Genomic DNA, 15823 nt, shown 5'->3' with positions numbered 1-15823 from the left:
AGGATCGAGGCATGTCCACTTCTGACATCGGCCATACCATCTACATGAAAGCAGGTGCGCCGACGGCGTTTACCGAAGCCGCATACGAGACCCTGTTCACAACCTCCCCGATTAAGATCAATGGCGTGGTGTCGATCGGCCCGGTGGGTGGCACAAACAACATCATCGACGTGCCGGATCTCGAATCGGGTTGGATCATGGGCGCCAAGGGTGCCAAGTCCGGTTCCGTCACCGCTATCGCATTGCGCGAAATCAAGGGTGACGCTGGCCAGACGGCGGTGAAGGCTGCAGCTCAGGAGGGCGAACACAAGCTCTACAGCTTCAAGATCGTAGAGCCGGATGCTTCGGGCGAGGTCGAATACATCACTGGTATCGCCTACGATTGGCAGCGGAACGAGCGCTCGACGACGAGCTATGCCGGCTTCACGTTCAGCATCCGCGCCAACTACGACAGCGTCATCGCTGAAGCACCTTGAGGTGAACCATGGACTTTGGTCAGTTTGATAGCCGCAAGGCATCCGAGACGCCGCGTGCGCTCCACCTCAAGCATCCCGGCACGGGCAAGCTTCTCTATGACGACGAGAAGCCGTGCCACGTTCTCGTCCTCGGCATTGAGGGCGCGACGGGTCAGAACGCCATCCTCGCCAGCCAGCGCGCGCGAATGGACGAGAAGAAGGAATCCGACCCGCAGACGCTGTCGAAGATCCACGAGCAGAGCGTCCGAGAGATCGCCCCGCTGATCGTCGGGTTCGAGCACGTCAACCGCGGCGCCAAGCCGGCCAACGCGCCCGATGATGTCGAATGGTTCCTCAACCTCCAGGTTGTCACCGGCTCGCGCGGGCAAGCCACTTTCCTTGAACAGGTGCGCGCCTTCGCGTCGGATCGGGCCGCGATCCTGGGGGAAGGGAACGCCAGCTAGTCCTTGCCGCTGAGCAACTGGGCTGGCTGGCATCGACCATCAAGAACGAGAGTGTTTCCCGTGGGCAGCGTTTCATTGACGCCGGCCGGCCGCTGCCGCTGGTCGAACTGGATGGCGGCGAATACCTCTTGGACATCATGCAGCAGCTCGGGCCGATCCGTAGCGCGGGCATGGGGCTTACGACGCCGGACTGGCAAGAGCTGGTGGCTTTCGCCGGCGCTTCGCGTCTAGCGCTGGAGCCATGGGAGCACCGTCTCATCAAACGGATGTGCGCTGCCTACCTGCGAGAGTTCAATGCAGGGAAAGATCCATTCTGCATCCCGCCGGTAGAGCGTGGCTTCATTCAGTGAAAGCGGGCTTTGGCATGCCGCTACAAGAACCGTTGCTGACGGCAGTGCAAAAATGCGCCTTGATCCTCGGCGGGGAAAAAAATGACTCGCAATGCTGACGCAGCCCATCTTAAGGTTGAGCTCCAAAGCGGGGAGGGTCAACGTCAGATGTTTCGTTTCGGCGTAAAAAATATGCGGCGTCTCAAAGATGTGCCTCCGATTGAACTGAAGCCTATCACGGTATTAGTCGGACGAAATAGCAGCGGGAAAAGCACATTCCTCAGAACTTTTCCTCTAATACGGCAATCAATCAACACCCGCACTAGCTCACCGATTCTCTGGTATGGTGACCTCGTTGATTTTGGCCAGTATTCTTCCGTTGTTTCCGGTGGAGATGAGCAGGAAAAGATAACGCTTTCTTTTGGCCTGGATCAGATATACGCAACTAGTAGTAACAGTTTCGTTATAGAGCCGACATGGGTGCGAAGAAAAAACAGAATTAAGAAAAAAGTCGATATAGATTTAGTAATATCTGGCGAAGCTAACAAAACTATGCTTGAGGGATTTTCCCTCGCTTTTGATGATGGAGGGTGCCGGTTCGATGTAAGTATCGGGCATGGCGGCGAACTATCAGCAATCAAGTTAAACGATAGGGACGTCTTCCACTTATTCGGCGGTGTAGATGTAAGGTTTGCACTGGGTTCACTTTTCCCAGAGCTAGTAGTTCGCGTCAAGGCCGAGGGAGCTGAGCGCTATTTTTGGTATAATGAAACAAACTGGGCTTCTAGCCTCATCCAAAAGCACATCAGGGGGCATATAGATAAGAGAATCGGAAACAGTAAAGTGAATATTTTTGTCAGCCAGCTGCTTGATATGGATGCATTTACCAATGATAACATCCAGGCATTGGAGAAAAATGTAGGTCAAGGGAGTTTCCGAAAGCTATTATCAGATGTTCGGGGGAAAAATAGCAATCATTTGCGGGAAATATTATTCCAAATATATGAAACCGCAGCCTTTTTAAGGTTGCTCCCGTCTGTATTTGGTGAACTGCGAGATTTGTTGTCAAAGTCGTTATATATCGGTCCGGTCAGGGCGCGCAGTGAACGTTACTATCGATACCAAGATCTTTCCGTCTCGGAAATTGATCCGGATGGCAAGAATTTTCCAATGTTCTTGAATTCACTGCGGCAGCATCAGCGCGATGATTTTTCGGACTGGGTGCAAAGACAGTTCGGTTACGGGGTGGATGTTAGAAGTGAATCCGGACACATTAGTATTCTTTTAAAATTCGGCGCTGACACGAGCAATATCGTGGATAATGGTTACGGAATATCTCAAGTTCTTCCTGTTCTCGGTCAGATTTGGTGGGCCTCTCGTGGCAAGGGTACGCAAGTATTCCCATCTCAGCAGTCGGACGGGGCTACCATTGTCATCGAGCAGCCGGAACTTCATTTGCACCCGGCGCATCAAGCACTCCTAGCGGATGCAATCGTCGGCGAGCGTAATGCCGATACCCCGGATGATGCCCGAATAAAGTTTATCGTAGAAACGCACAGCGAGGCCTTGGTGAACCGACTGGGGCAGTTGGTTGCGGACGGAGTTGTCCCACATGGGGACGTGCAGGTCTTAGTTTTTGAGGATGACAAAGAGCAGGCCGTAACTACCGTAAGAATATCACCGTTCGACGAGCATGGGGTTCTTCAGAACTGGCCCTTTGGCTTTTTCCAGCCAGAGGTTTGACATGATTATCGAATTTAGGGGGACCGAGTCAGAGCTCTCCAACGCTGATCTGGACAAACTCAGTCACGCAATTACAGAGTTACTCATTGCCCATCGTAAGGGCCACCATTTCGGCATTATTCCAAGGGAAACCTCTTCTTGGCTCCTGGCGAACATAGCGCTCAATCCTCGGGACCACGCGACGCTTGCACGTCTCGCTGGTGAATTCACCACCACCGCAGGCTTGCTCAAAGCGGCCGAGAAGTTTGTATCGATACAAGTTGGCCATAGGGGAGGTGCGACTATAGTCGCCAACGCTGTGGTTGTAGGCCTCGATGACGTTCAGGGTACCTATTTTTTTGATCAAGCTGCATTCGTCGTTGAGGATCAAGAGGCTGATGGAAAATTGTATGTCGCATTAGCACGAGCCTGCAGAAGCAAGATTGGCGCTCCTCAAGTGTCGCTGGATGTTCGGCACGGAGGTGGGGAACGTAGTAAGCACGTGTTGTTGAAGTTAGCAGAAGAGCAAAGGATTTGCGTACTTGTGAGCGACTCGGATTGTAAGCTGCCTAAGCAGGGCGTTCCAGCTAAGATCCTAAGCTATAGGCGAGCGGTCAGTGACGTTGGTTGGCTCTTAGCGTGGGTGGATTTCATTCCTTGCAGAGAGATTGAAAATCTGATTCCGCTTGAGGTTGTTGAAGCGCTACCATGTGGCGTTGATCGCGCCAACCACATTGCATCGCTCAAGAAATTGGCGTCGCAGGAAGAAAGCGATGGTATTCCGGTCGATGAGCGGTTTTGGTGGTTCTACGATTTGAAAAAGGGTGTCGATTTGGTCCAACTTGAGAAGGTGACGCCAGATCATATCAGAGAATGGACTATTGGAAAAATGGCGCTCTCTCCCTGCACATATGTTGGGGTCAGCGAGACGCTGGTATCGCAGTTGTTGGATCACAAAACACAGCTTCCGGCATTCTTAGGTCTTGTGAAGAAGCCTGATTGGTGGAGGTATTTTGGTCGCGTTATCAGTATGTTGATGTGGATCGGATTTGCACCTGCAATGCAAAGAACTTAGTGTCTCACACGGACCGCGGAGTTGTTGCGCACGTAAAAATTGGCGCCTTGAAATGGAATTTTCAGTAATGATGGAGAGCGTTAATCAGTGCTGCCGTCGCTGTCCAAGGTCCCGGGCGTAGGCATTTCTGCACTCGGAGCCGGAAAATACCCATGGCCGATCAGCCAGTCCTCGGCGATCACGGCGAGGGCTTCCTCTCGGGTGAGGTTTTGCTCAAGGGCGAAGCGGTCAAGGGCTTCTTCGATTTCGGGGGTGAGGGGCATCAGCGACATCCTGTCCGGCAGCTGCTAGCGTTTTGCCTTCTCTGCAAACTCCTGAAGGTCCTGACCATAGTCGTTAAACAGGTCAAGGACGAACTCTTTGAACTCATCCACTGAGGCTTCAGGGTTCGAATTGGCAAAGGAGCGTAGATGGTTGTTGATGGCTCTCATGAATGCGGCGCCAATGCCTGGCTCGCTAGTCTTGTAGAGCTCATTGATAAGCGCGTCCGGGTCGTCAATGAGATTCTCGCGAAGAATACGTCGGATTGCTTCGGACCGAGATGGAGCGTCCGGCTGCGAAGCTACAAAGTCATCGATGGTTGAAAGCAGGTCATCGTGAAGGCGCACCTGTATTTGGGTGCCTTTGCCCGTCGCGGGCGGTCCTCGTTTTTTCTTTGGTACCACGGTTTGACTTGTCATGAAATCGGTGGTACCACAGAAAGCAGCGGAAGGGAAGTTGGCGCTTCTCCTCCCGCCTAACCGAAACGAAGATCGTAGGAGATCATCGCTATGGCTGACCGCCGTATACCCCTTTCTGCGCTCATTCGAAACCCTGCCGTCGCTGACGCATTCCGCCGCGCCGAACGCGATGGAGGCTCTGCAACGGCCGTGCCAGCTCCGACCGGCCCCGTTCTAATCGGCGGGGAGGTGGCTTGATGAACAGGCGCACGGTTCTGAAAGGAGGCATCGTTTTTGCCGCCACTTCTCACACTTTTGTTTCATCGCCGCAGCATACCGGCGCTGTTCCGGCGATCGAAGATCCGCGGGAAGAAGTCCAGCGTCTGTCACGCAGGATTTCTGATTTACTCGACAGTATCGAGGACTACGAGCGCGTGGTCATTCAGGCAAAATCAACCGGCCCGTGGGCGATTTACACCGATTTCACAGTCTGATGGTGGCGTGATCAAACCCAGAACGGGGAAAAGTCGAATAAACCACGGTGTAATCGCCGTTAGCATTTGCAACGGAGCGCCCGCATCTGCCACACAATAGAAGATTCGCTTAGCGGCGAACGCCCCGGCTCCTAAACGGGGCGAGAGGGAGCGGTGTCTGAGATTTTGCACACCTTGGCACCGCCCCTCTCATTGTGCACGGAGCTTTTAGGAGGGCTCCGGAACAGAAGGACCCTAATATGGGAACCATTGTGAGTGTCAACTTCCGTGGAGATGATCTCTACGGCTTCGAGAACGACGACGGCGTGTTTGTTGCACTTAAGCCGATCGTCGAAAGCATGGGAATGGACTGGAACGGTCAGTACCAACGCGTAAAACGCGACCCGATTCTGTCCGAAGGTATGTGTGTCATGCACATTCCTTTCGGTCGTGGCGGCGCGCAAGAGGCGGTCTGCCTCAAGCTCGATTTGGTAAACGGCTGGCTTTTCACCATCGACACGTCCCGCATCAAGGATGATGCCGTGCGTGAGAAGGTCATTGTCTACCAGCGCGAATGCTACGGCGTCCTCGCCAAGCACTTTGCGGGCAAGCAGGCCGGCGTCTCGCATGCCAAAACCGGCGAGACGATTGACGACCCCCAGGAGAACGAAAGTGTGAAGCTGCGCATGGTGAACGAGAGCCGTCAGGTTTTTGGAAATCAGGCGGCAGCTCAGCTGTGGTTTCGCCTTGGGCTCCCTGTCGTCCCAGCGATGCTCCACGACCCGCGTCAGCTGAACCTGCTCGATTACTCCGTTGTCAGGTCGGCAGGCGGCGGCGCGACGGCCTAATCAAGCCTCGATCGAGAGCTTGCGAACACGAAAGGCGCTCTTCGGGGCGCCTTTTCACTTCAGAACGTGTAGCCGAAAGCGCGGCAATTCCGCATTAGAACCGGCGCCATCTCGTTGTTCTGTAGATCGGTCGCTATCCGAACTTTCAGATTCTTACAAAACTCACGCACTTTCTCCTCTTCGTTTGGTTGCGCATTGGCGAGGTCAAAGAGTTCCTTCCTTGCTCCGTCAAGGCGCTCCTTCCGCGCAGCTTCCGCGGTCGATTTTCTGTACTCCGAGACCGCGAAGTAGCCACCAATCGCAATGACGACTACGCACGCCGTCGCAATGAGCCCCTTTAGCCAACCATCCATCCAGCAACCCTCCAGTTGCCGGGAAGATACTGCGCGATTCCACCGAAGGTAAAGCCATGACTGATTTTGCGACGCTCGTCCTCGCTGCGGATAGCCGTGGCCTTGTCACAGGCGAACAAGCCCTTGATCGATTGGCGGTGGCGGCAGAGAAGACCGAAAGCCGAGCGGGCAAGGCTCTTAGCGACGTTGGGAAGGCGGCTGAGCAGGTGGGAAAGCAGAGCCTCTACGCGGCGCAGAATTCGCGTTTGATGGCGATGCAGCTTTCTCAGGTTGCTCAGCAGGCATCGGCTACGGGCAATTGGTTGCAAGCACTTGCAATCCAACTTCCCGATCTGGTGTTGGGCTTCGGGCCGATCGGAATTGCGGCCGGCGCGGCTGCTGGTGCCGTCCTCGCTTACTTTGCCTCTTACGAGGGCGGAGACGACGCCAACGAAATCCTGAAGGAACAGGAAGAGCTCATCCGCCGGGTAGCGGATGTCTGGGGTGACGCTGTCCCGGCCCTGCAGGAGTATATCGCTCAAATCGAACGCGCGCGCGAAGTGACTGATCTGATCGCCGCTGCAGATGTAGCCGCATCCTCGAAGTGGCAGGTTGCACGTGAGGATGTCCAGGATCTGAGCGATCAATTGAGCGTTCTTCTGGTCGATTTACAGCAGGCGGGCGCCGAGGATGAAACGATCCTTAAGCTACAGGATGCCTTTTCTAAAGTTCAAGAAGCCGTTGCCGATGGCAGGGACGATGTCACTGCCATGAAGGATGTTCAGGACGCACTTGCCGACGCGGTGCAGCAGACGGGCATCCCAGCGCTTGCAGATTTTGCAACAGCGTTTGGTAGCCTAGCGCAGAGCATTTCTGGAGCCATTCGAGGCGCTCAGGTTTTCAAACAGGAGGCAATTCAAGCCCTCACGTTGGTCGGGAATCAACTCGGAACTCTGTCGCCTCTTTTCAGCGAGGACGGCCAGTTCTTCAGTGGCGATGATTTCACGCCCCGGGACCCTCCAACCCCAGACCGTCGCCCGCTGATCGAGCTTGACGGCCTTCCCGGCGAATTCAGCAAGAAGGGCCGAAAGGGAGGCAGACGCGGCAAGTCCGAAGCGGACATGTACGACGACATCGTCAAGTCTGCGGAACGTCGTATCGCTAGCCTTCAGGCAGAACACGACGCGCTCGGCCTCACAGAAGAAGCAGCCAGCCGTCTCCTCTATCAAACGGACCTCCTGAACGACGCCGGCCAGCGCGGGATCGACCTGAGCGACCCGCAGCGGGAGCAGTTGATGACCCTCGCCGAAACCATGGCGAAGGTGGAGGAAGAGACGCGCCTTGCATCCGAGGCGATGGAAGATCAGCGCGAGATGCTGCACGGCGTCTTCGGCGATCTAAGATCAGCGCTCGATGATGGCAAGCTGACCTGGGAGGAGTTCGGGGACATCGCGATTGGTGTGCTCGATAAGGTGATCGACAAGATCGAAGATGATCTGGTTGACGCGCTGGTCAACATGAGCAGCGGCACGGGCGGCGGGGGCGGGTTCCTCGGCGGGCTATTCAGTCTGTTCGGAGGTGGCGGAGGTAAAGCCGACCCATGGGCAGGTGTACGGACGCCGTCTTTTGACGGCGGCGGCTACACGGGCAAAGGCTCTCGCTCTGGCGGCGTAGACGGGAAGGGAGGTTTCATGGCGCTCCTGCATCCGGATGAGACAGTCGTTGACCACACACGCGGGCAGGGCGCCGGATCTCAGCAGATCAACGTCACTTCCGATGTGCGGGTTTCTGTAGATAACAACGGAAATCTGAGGGCGTTCGTTGAGCAGACGTCGGCTCGGACCTCCGGTGAGATTGTCACGCGGTTCTCGCAGGACGTCTTGCCAGGTCGAGTGAACGAAATCTCCCAAGACCCTAGGGCGGTGGGCTAAATATGGCTTTGACATTCCCTCTGGGGCTACCCGTGCTGGCCGACAAGTTGCCGATCCTGTCGGTAAATTGGAAGCTTGAACGCTATGATGAGATGTCCGGGCTGGGAACCGGTGAAGTGCTGACCGCGCAGCTCGCCCCGCCCCGTATCGTGGCAGACGTTGGCTTGAAGCCGATGCGACACGACGAGGCGGCGCAAGTCCAGGCACGGATTGAAAGCCTCGATGGGGCGATTAACAGCTTCTACCTCTATGACCCGCGCAGGAAATATCCGCAGGCCGATCCTGCCGGCACCATCCTCGGCTCTTTCGTTCCGACCATTCATACCGTCGGCGCCAACAACAAGTCGCTGCGGATCGATGAACTTCCCGAAGCATACACGCTGACCGTCGGCGACTATCTTGCCTTCGATTACGGTAGCAATCCGGTTCGGAGGGCGTTTCATCGCATCGTCGAATCCGCCACAGCAAACTCCTCCGGCCTTACGCCGCTCTTTGAAATCCGCCCACATCTTCGCCCCGGCGTTGCGATTGACCTCGTCGTCACCCTGAAAGAGCCAGCGGCCAAGGTGTTCATTGTGCCTGGCAGCTTTAATCCGGGGACGGCAATTGGCCCTTGGACCGAAGGCATGTCATTTCAGGTGATGCAGCGCCCATGAAGGACTATCTCGACGCGCCGACTATCGCGGCGATCTCATCACGGCAGGGCATTGCTCCAGCTTATTTTCTCTGGATCACCGCCCGGAACCGGTCGAGTCTCGCGGTCGAGACCATGGGTCTCTGGAGTGGCTGGGATGCGGTGACGGCCGAAGTGCTTGATCCTGACACGCGAATGCCCGTGACGCGAGACTATCAGGCCGGCGGGAGCATTGTGGGTTGGCCCGCGATCCCGCTAGAAACAGGTCTCCCTGTTCGGCCAATTCGGATTCGGCTCTCGCAGATCAACGACGCGGTGCAGATCGCCATCCGCGGCTACGACCCAAAGCATGCCCCGATCGAATTGCATCTCGGACTGTTCGATACCGCCACGATGTTGCCCGTTGCGCCGGCCGTACCGGTGTTCGTCGGACGAGTGAACGGGTCGCCCATCACGACACCGGCGGCGGGGAGCGAAGGTAGTATTGAACTCTCCTGCGTTTCGGACACGCGCGAATTGACCCGGCTCAATCCCCTGAAGCGCTCTGACGAAATGCAACAGCGCCGTGTCGTCGGTGGCGTTCCGGATCGCTTCCGCCGCTATTCCGACGTCGCCGGCGGCTGGCTGCAGAATATCCATTGGGGTGAGGCCAAATCCAAATGAAGCGCTATACCTTCTGGCGCACCGCGCTCTTCGACTATGCGCACGCCGTCGCCGCGAAGCCGTTCAAGTGGGGCGAGCACGATTGCGCGCTCTTCGCGGCCGGCGCAGTGCAGGCGATGACCGGCGAAGACTTCGCGGCCGGCTATCGTGGTCGCTATTCAACCATAGCCGGCGGTCTACGGCATCTGCGTAAGGCGGGATATGCTGATCACGCAGCCATGGCGGCCGCGCTGATGGAAGAGGTTCACCCGGCAATGGCCCAGATCGGCGATGTTGCCGCGATCGATGTCGACGGTCACGTCGCGCTGGGGATTTGCCAGGGCGAACGTATCTACGTCTTGCGACCCGGCGCCGATGGCATCGGGACTGTCTCCCGGCTTTCTGCCGCACGCGCTTTCCGCGTCCCTTTCTGATCATTCGCCCGTAGGGCCTCGCTCCAGGATCGCTATGAAGATTCTACGTCTCGCGGCGTGGACCGTCTGGTTCATGCTGTGCGCCATCACCTTCGCGCATGCTGATCCGATATCGGCGGCCATCGGCGCTATCGCTGGTCTGCTCAAGGCGGGCGGGATTGCGGCGACACTGCTCAAGCTGGCGTTCACGGTTGCCCTTCAGGTCGGAACGTCGCTGCTCCAGCGCGCGGCCGCGAAGAAACAAGCGCAGCCCGGCATTTCCGGGCAGTTGCAAGTCGGCGGCAACAACTCGTTTTCGTTTTTCGTTGGTAGCTTTGCGACTGCAGGCTCACTGGACTATGTCGGGACGTGGGGCGCAGAGAAGAAGACGCCGAACGCTTATTTCACCTCGGTCGTCACGCTGTCTGATCTGCCGCAGCCCGGCATTTCGAGCCGCGTCTTCATCAACAACGAAATGTGCGAGATCGACTTCGAGGCAGATCCTGTCGCGCAGGGATATCCCGTCAAGGAATATCGCCGGGGTGATCGCGATTACCTCTGGGTGAAGGTACTGACCGGCGAGCAGACGACGGCCGACGCCTTCCTGACGACCTCTTTCGGGGGAGATCCGGACCGTCCGTGGGAGCCCGACATGATCGGGGTCGGATCGACGGTCGTTATTCTGACGGCCAGGTTCAACCGCGAGATTTTCACGAGTTGGCCGGTCGGACGGTACGAGCCGCTTGCCGTGCCGCTCTACGACCCCCGCAAGGACAGCACCGTGGGCGGCTCGGGCCTGCATCGCTGGGGGCAGCCGGCAACCTATGAGGCGACGGCAAACCCGATCGTCATCGTCTACAATATCCTGCGCGGGATCCATTTCGACGGCGAGCGGCTGTATGGGCCGGGGATCAGCGCGCCGCGTCTGCCGCTGGCGTCGTGGATTGCCGGCATGAACGAATGCGACCTGCCGATCGCCATCAAGGGCGGCGGGACCGAGCCTCAGTTCCAGGCTGGCTATGAGATCAAGATTGCCGAGCACGAACCGGCCGACGTCATCGACGAACTGCTGAAGGCCTGCAATGGGCAGATTGCGGAGATCGGCGGCGTCTACAAGGTGCGCGTGGGGCCGCCCGGCCTGCCTGTCATGTTCGTCACCGACGAAGATTTCATCATCACTGACCCGCAGGAACTGGACCCGTTCAAGGGGCTTGAGGCCACGTTTAACGGCGCGACGGCGAGCTACCCCGATCCGGCTGCCGCGTGGGAGATGAAGGACGCGCCGCAGCGGCTGTTCCCGGCTCTGGAAGTGGAAGACGACAACCGGCAGCTCCTGGCGAACTTCCAGTTCAGCACCGTGTCGCGCCCGCGTCAGGTGCAGCGGCTGATGAAGTCGATGATCCTCGACGGGCGGAGCATGCGCTCGCATCGCGGGACCCTGTCGCCGATCGCCTTCGGACTGGAGCCGCTGGACGTCATTTCGTGGTCGAGCGCCCGCAACGGCTATATCGACAAGCTCTTCGACATCCGGTCGAAAGACGAGATGGCGAACGTCAACCAGTCGCTTGCCATGATCGAGGTCGATCCCGGCGACTACGACTGGACGCCGAACACGGATGAATTGCCGTGGATCGTCGGCGACCTCGACCCACGCTGGCCGCCGGTGCAGGACGTTACCGGGTTTGCAGTCTTCCCCGACTCCATCAACGACAATGCCGGCACGCCGCGCCGTCCTGTTATCCGCGTAGTGTATGATGGTGACCTCGACGACGTGCGCGCGGTCGGCTTCCAGATCAAATTGAACGCCGCGGCCGACGCCGACCTGATTGCCGCCGGCGACATTCCCTACGGCGATCCGGCGACGAACCCCGACCCCAAGAGTACGCGGATCAACAATACTTTGCCGCCTGCCATGGCGCTGGAGGCGCGCTTCGCCTACTTGCCGTTCTCCGGCCGTGAATTCACGTGGTCCGGCTGGTTGCCGGTTACCACGCTCGACGTCCGCCTGATCGACGCCGACGTCTACCTGCCGGGCATGGTCGACGAGATCAACGAAAAGCTCGACGAACTGCGCGAATTTATGGGCGGCGAGCTTGATGCAGCGGTCGCGGAACTCCTCGGCGACATCGGCGAGGTGATCACGCAGATCGAGGCGCAGGCTACGGAACTGACGGAGGTCGCGAACGGCCTCTCGCAGGAGGTGACCGAGCGCACGACCGATGCGATAGCGGCGGCTGCGCAGGCGCGGTCCATCCTTGGCGCCATCGACACGCTTCGACAGTTTGTGGTCGAACAGGATTTCGCCAACTACTCGGACATGGCGGAAATCCGACGTGCGCTTACCGTGCGCATGGAGACGACTTTCGCAAGTTTTGACGAGCGTATCACCGTTGCCGTTTCGGAAACGGCTGCGATTGTGCAGCGTGTTGCCGACTTCCAGGTCTCCGCCGGCGAACTCAACGCTCGTCTGACGACCATTGACCAGGCCCGCGTTGATGGTGACGTTGCCATCACACAGCAGATGGCGCTGCTGACGGCTGGCACTGACAACCAGTTTGACCCCTATGTCCTATGGGGATTTGACACCACCGTTGAAGGTTTTAGTGGCAACGGCACGCCAACCGTTTCGAATGGCTGGTTGCGTCCCGCGGACCACGCGTCCGACCCTTATGTCGTGTCCGCGGCTGTTGCGGCTGTGGCCGCGACCTACCGGCAGGTGCGCCTGCGCATCCGGCGGTATGGTTCGCCGACGTGGGAGGGCTATCTGTGGTGGGCCGCCGAAGGCCAGTCGTGGGATACTGGACGGCGCATGTCCGTTGCCGAGCCGGTCTTCGATGGGAATGGCGTGGGTCTCATCACCTTCGATCCCGACTGGAGCGGGACCATCGAGCGCATCCGTCTCGACCTCTCGACCGCGCAGACGTCGAGCAACTATTTCACGATCGATTGGGTGTCGATCGGCTCGCCTTCGCCCGGTGCGTCGCGTGCAGCACTCGCGGCGGAGCGGCTAACGCGTATCGACTCCGATAGCGCGCTCGCCAGCAGCATCGAGGCTCTGAGTGCGGAACTGACCGACGCCACCGGTGAGCTTTCCGGCCTAGCCACAGGCGTCTCGACACTCACCGCCAGCGTCGATGATCTTGGCGACGAGATCGTTGCGCAGGGCGCGGCTCTCACTGCCCTGACGGCGGAGGTGGATGAGAAAGCCAGCGTTGATGCTTTGACCGCGCTGGAGGCGGAAGTATCCGCGATCGGCGGCGGCGGCGTGGTCTCCCAGGGCAGCGCTATCACGGCGATCCGCAATACGCTGCTGCCGATGGCAGGCATGGGGGTCGAACAGGATTTCGCGAACTTCCTGGATAAAATGGACGGCCTGCGCGCTACGGCGGAAGCGGCGACTACCCTCGACAACCGGATCGAGCTGACCAACGAAGGCATCGCGATCGTCTCCAGGGCGGTAACACAGGTCAAGGCTGAGCTTCCGGGCTTTGCAAGTGGGTCCGCGTTGTCAGCGCTGACGACTCGCGTCACGCTTACCGAAAGTTCCATCTCATCGGTCAGCACGTCCATCGCCTCGATCAGTTCAGACCTGGCGGGCAAGGCGAGCACGTCGGCGCTGAATGCCTTGACCACGCGCGTGACGGAAGCCGAAGGCACTATCACGTCGCAATCTAGCTCGATCACCTCGATCAATGCATCGTTGACGGGGAAAGCCAGTACGGCCGCCCTCAGCGCGCTGACGTCGCGGGTAACGGCGACCGAAGGCGACATTACCGCGATGTCGTCTTCCATCACGTCCATCAACTCCACGCTCGGAACGAAAGCGAGCACCTCCGCGCTCAACGCCCTAACGACGCGAGTGACTGAGGCAGAAAACACGATCACGTCGCAAGCCAGTTCGATCACGTCGATCAACTCTACGCTCGGCACGAAGGCAAGCACGTCGGCGCTTAATGCGTTGACGACGCGGGTATCGGATGCGGAAGGGTCAATCACATCGCAGGCCAGTTCGATCACGGCCATCAATGCCACGGTAGGGAATGTCTCGGCCGGAGGACGTTTTAGGGTCGATGTCGAGGCTACACCTTCGGGCGCCCGCTCGCGCATTGGCCTTTCCGCGGCGGCGAACGGGTCGGAGGCAAGTTCCGAAGCGGCGCTATTCCTGGAGGCGATCACCGGCGGCAAGAGCCGCGTGGTCATCGTCGCGGATCAGTTTGCTGTGCTTAATGGCTCGGCTCGGCAATTTCCGTTCGTCATCGAGGGCGGTGTTGTCCGCATGAACGTCGCCAACATCGGCACGGTCAATGCCGGGCTCTTGGAGAGTACCAACGGGAAGATGACGATCGACCTCAACAACGGCAGGATATTGATCCGGACATGACGACCATTCTCATTGGTGAAGACGCCACCGGCATCGAATGTGTGAAGATCATGATCGGGAATTTCGACCCGCTGGCGACGAACGACAGCCAGCGCGCCCGGTTTCACTTCAACTCCAAGTGGCCCAATCAGGTCACGACACCGGAGATCGAGGTTGCGCCCCTGGTGCCGTTCGGTAGCGAGCGCAAGGTCTACTTCCCGTCCGGCTCCGGTGCATCGGGCTTTGCCATGATGCGCCACGACGCGAGCGGGTTTGTCAGCAACTACTATGTTCGGGGCAAGCTGCGGTATCCGAGCATCCGATACGACCTGCCGATGATGGAGGTCAAGTGGATCAACCCTGCGAACGGCCGATACAAGCAACGGCAGATGACGCAGCGATCGTTCGGTCAAGAATATGGGCCAGCGGGAGTCGTCGGCGGGTTCGTCGGCACGGGGGGCGGTGGTTCTTGGTTTCGCCGTCAGACATTCACCGACTTTACCATCGACTATAGCCCGGAAGTGCTCTCTGGAACGGAGACCAGCACCGGCTCTCTGTTGGTGTGGAACCTCCCGGGCAACGATGCGCCGCTCGATGGGCCGACGACAATCCCACCTGGTGCCGGAAAATATGCCATCGAGATTGATTCTGACGCGTGCCGTGTTGCCAAGCCAGGATACGATCTGCGGACGGCTACCCCCGCGCAACTCGCGTTCAATAGTTCAGGCCGGCCGCTGAGTGTCATTGCTGCGGCGGACATTGCCATTCCGGTCGGCGTTACCACCTACGACACAGGAATACCCTTGCCGCCGAACATTCACGTTGAAATGTCATGCTATGACGACAATGCGAACATCTACTATCCGATGAAATTGGCCGGGAATGATAACGGCTATGGAATTGATTACGAGTACGATGGCCCATTGATCCGCTTTTTCAATGTGCAGGCGGCCTGCCGGGCACGGTTTATTGTCTTTGGTGTCGACACCCTCGGACCATCGACGGGCACGAACGACGTCCTGCGGCACTTCAGCGAGAACGGGCAAGACGTCGTGCAGTTCTTGCGGCCTGGCTCGGGCAATCCGCCCCGGTTTAGCGATATCATTCTCGATACGCGCCGACCGGTGATCCAGATCCTCGACGAAGGCTACCTCACCGTCCCGAACGGCGTCACCGATCAGACCGTTGCCTTCAACGCCGCAGGGTTCTTCCCTTACGTCAAATATATGACGCACCACGGCTCCGGATTAAACGAAGAGGTCCGTGCCCCACGCGTCAACCGGCGCTACCAGAACAGCTTGAGCCCCGGCGGCATGGGCGGCGACGCTTCCTACTGCAAGTACAACAGCACCTCGGCAACATTCTACACCGCCAAAGGCAACTCCCGATACCGCTACTTTAGCCAGTCCCAAGGCATCGTTGAGGTCTTCGACGATAACCCGATCGTCGGCATTCGTTACTTCGTCCTCGGCATTCCAGCCTGACA

General features: G+C 58.3%; 16 protein-coding genes. 13 read left to right on the top strand and 3 right to left on the bottom strand.

What is annotated here, in order from left to right:
• Positions 1–11: 11 nt before the first annotated feature.
• The 5 genes from ACT6VE_RS27110 to ACT6VE_RS27090 all read left to right on the top strand — a co-directional run bounded on the left by ACT6VE_RS27110 (position 12) and on the right by ACT6VE_RS27090 (position 4045).
• Complete coding sequence (locus ACT6VE_RS27110) at positions 12–476, top strand: hypothetical protein (protein WP_444801416.1); 465 nt, start codon at positions 12–14, stop codon at positions 474–476.
• 8 nt (positions 477–484) lie between these two features.
• Entirely contained in the window at positions 485–919 is a 435-nt protein-coding gene (locus ACT6VE_RS27105) for a hypothetical protein (RefSeq protein WP_444801415.1), read from the top strand.
• 128 nt (positions 920–1047) lie between these two features.
• Positions 1048–1269 (top strand): hypothetical protein, encoded by a 222-nt coding sequence (locus ACT6VE_RS27100; RefSeq protein WP_444801414.1) that lies wholly within the window; start codon positions 1048–1050, stop codon positions 1267–1269.
• An 81-nt stretch (positions 1270–1350) separates the two neighbouring features.
• Positions 1351–2991 (top strand): DUF3696 domain-containing protein, encoded by a 1641-nt coding sequence (locus tag ACT6VE_RS27095; RefSeq protein ID WP_444801413.1) that lies wholly within the window; start codon positions 1351–1353, stop codon positions 2989–2991.
• A 1-nt stretch (position 2992) separates the two neighbouring features.
• Complete coding sequence (locus ACT6VE_RS27090) at positions 2993–4045, top strand: hypothetical protein (RefSeq protein WP_444801412.1); 1053 nt, start codon at positions 2993–2995, stop codon at positions 4043–4045.
• An 80-nt stretch (positions 4046–4125) separates the two neighbouring features.
• Here ACT6VE_RS27090 and ACT6VE_RS27085 read toward each other — a convergent pair whose 3' ends face one another.
• A complete protein-coding gene (locus ACT6VE_RS27085) occupies positions 4126–4308 on the bottom strand; it encodes a hypothetical protein (protein ID WP_444801411.1) in 183 nt (60 codons plus the stop codon).
• Between the two features lie 24 nt (positions 4309–4332).
• Positions 4333–4725 carry a ribbon-helix-helix domain-containing protein gene (locus ACT6VE_RS27080; RefSeq protein WP_444801410.1) on the bottom strand — a complete coding sequence of 131 codons (393 nt, stop codon included), beginning with the start codon at positions 4723–4725 and terminating at the stop codon, positions 4333–4335.
• Positions 4726–4961: 236 nt separating this feature from the next.
• Here ACT6VE_RS27080 and ACT6VE_RS27075 point away from each other — a divergent pair, with 236 nt between their 5' ends.
• A complete protein-coding gene (locus tag ACT6VE_RS27075; RefSeq protein ID WP_444801409.1) occupies positions 4962–5198 on the top strand; it encodes a hypothetical protein in 237 nt (78 codons plus the stop codon).
• 239 nt (positions 5199–5437) lie between these two features.
• Entirely contained in the window at positions 5438–6025 is a 588-nt protein-coding gene (locus tag ACT6VE_RS27070) for a phage antirepressor N-terminal domain-containing protein (protein WP_444801408.1), read from the top strand.
• A 59-nt stretch (positions 6026–6084) separates the two neighbouring features.
• Here ACT6VE_RS27070 and ACT6VE_RS27065 read toward each other — a convergent pair whose 3' ends face one another.
• Positions 6085–6378: a hypothetical protein gene (locus tag ACT6VE_RS27065; protein ID WP_444801407.1), complete on the bottom strand. Its 294-nt coding sequence runs from the start codon at positions 6376–6378 to the stop codon at positions 6085–6087.
• Positions 6379–6434: 56 nt separating this feature from the next.
• On the opposite strand from ACT6VE_RS27065, the gene ACT6VE_RS27060 reads away from it, so the two are divergent.
• Genes ACT6VE_RS27060 through ACT6VE_RS27035 form a run of 6 tightly spaced genes read left to right on the top strand, consistent with a single transcriptional unit; the run spans position 6435 to position 15821 of the window.
• Positions 6435–8288, top strand: coding sequence for a hypothetical protein (locus ACT6VE_RS27060; protein ID WP_444801406.1), 1854 nt, complete (start codon positions 6435–6437; stop codon positions 8286–8288).
• Between the two features lie 32 nt (positions 8289–8320).
• Entirely contained in the window at positions 8321–8944 is a 624-nt protein-coding gene (locus ACT6VE_RS27055; RefSeq protein ID WP_444801405.1) for a hypothetical protein, read from the top strand.
• Entirely contained in the window at positions 8941–9585 is a 645-nt protein-coding gene (locus ACT6VE_RS27050; protein WP_444801404.1) for a hypothetical protein, read from the top strand. Before ACT6VE_RS27055 ends, ACT6VE_RS27050 begins: the two co-directional genes overlap by 4 nt.
• Positions 9582–9998 carry a DUF6950 family protein gene (locus ACT6VE_RS27045; RefSeq protein WP_444801403.1) on the top strand — a complete coding sequence of 139 codons (417 nt, stop codon included), beginning with the start codon at positions 9582–9584 and terminating at the stop codon, positions 9996–9998. The genes ACT6VE_RS27050 and ACT6VE_RS27045 overlap by 4 nt, the downstream gene beginning before the upstream one ends.
• Before the next feature lie 34 nt (positions 9999–10032).
• On the top strand, positions 10033–14358 hold the full coding sequence (locus ACT6VE_RS27040; protein ID WP_444801402.1) for a hypothetical protein: 4326 nt from the start codon (positions 10033–10035) through the stop codon (positions 14356–14358).
• Positions 14355–15821 carry a hypothetical protein gene (locus ACT6VE_RS27035; RefSeq protein WP_444801401.1) on the top strand — a complete coding sequence of 489 codons (1467 nt, stop codon included), beginning with the start codon at positions 14355–14357 and terminating at the stop codon, positions 15819–15821. The genes ACT6VE_RS27040 and ACT6VE_RS27035 overlap by 4 nt, the downstream gene beginning before the upstream one ends.
• Positions 15822–15823 lie beyond the last annotated feature (2 nt).

It is taken from the genome of Shinella sp., assembly GCF_052438155.1.
GTDB lineage: Bacteria > Pseudomonadota > Alphaproteobacteria > Rhizobiales > Rhizobiaceae > Shinella.
This window is presented reverse-complemented; position numbering and strand designations above follow the sequence as displayed.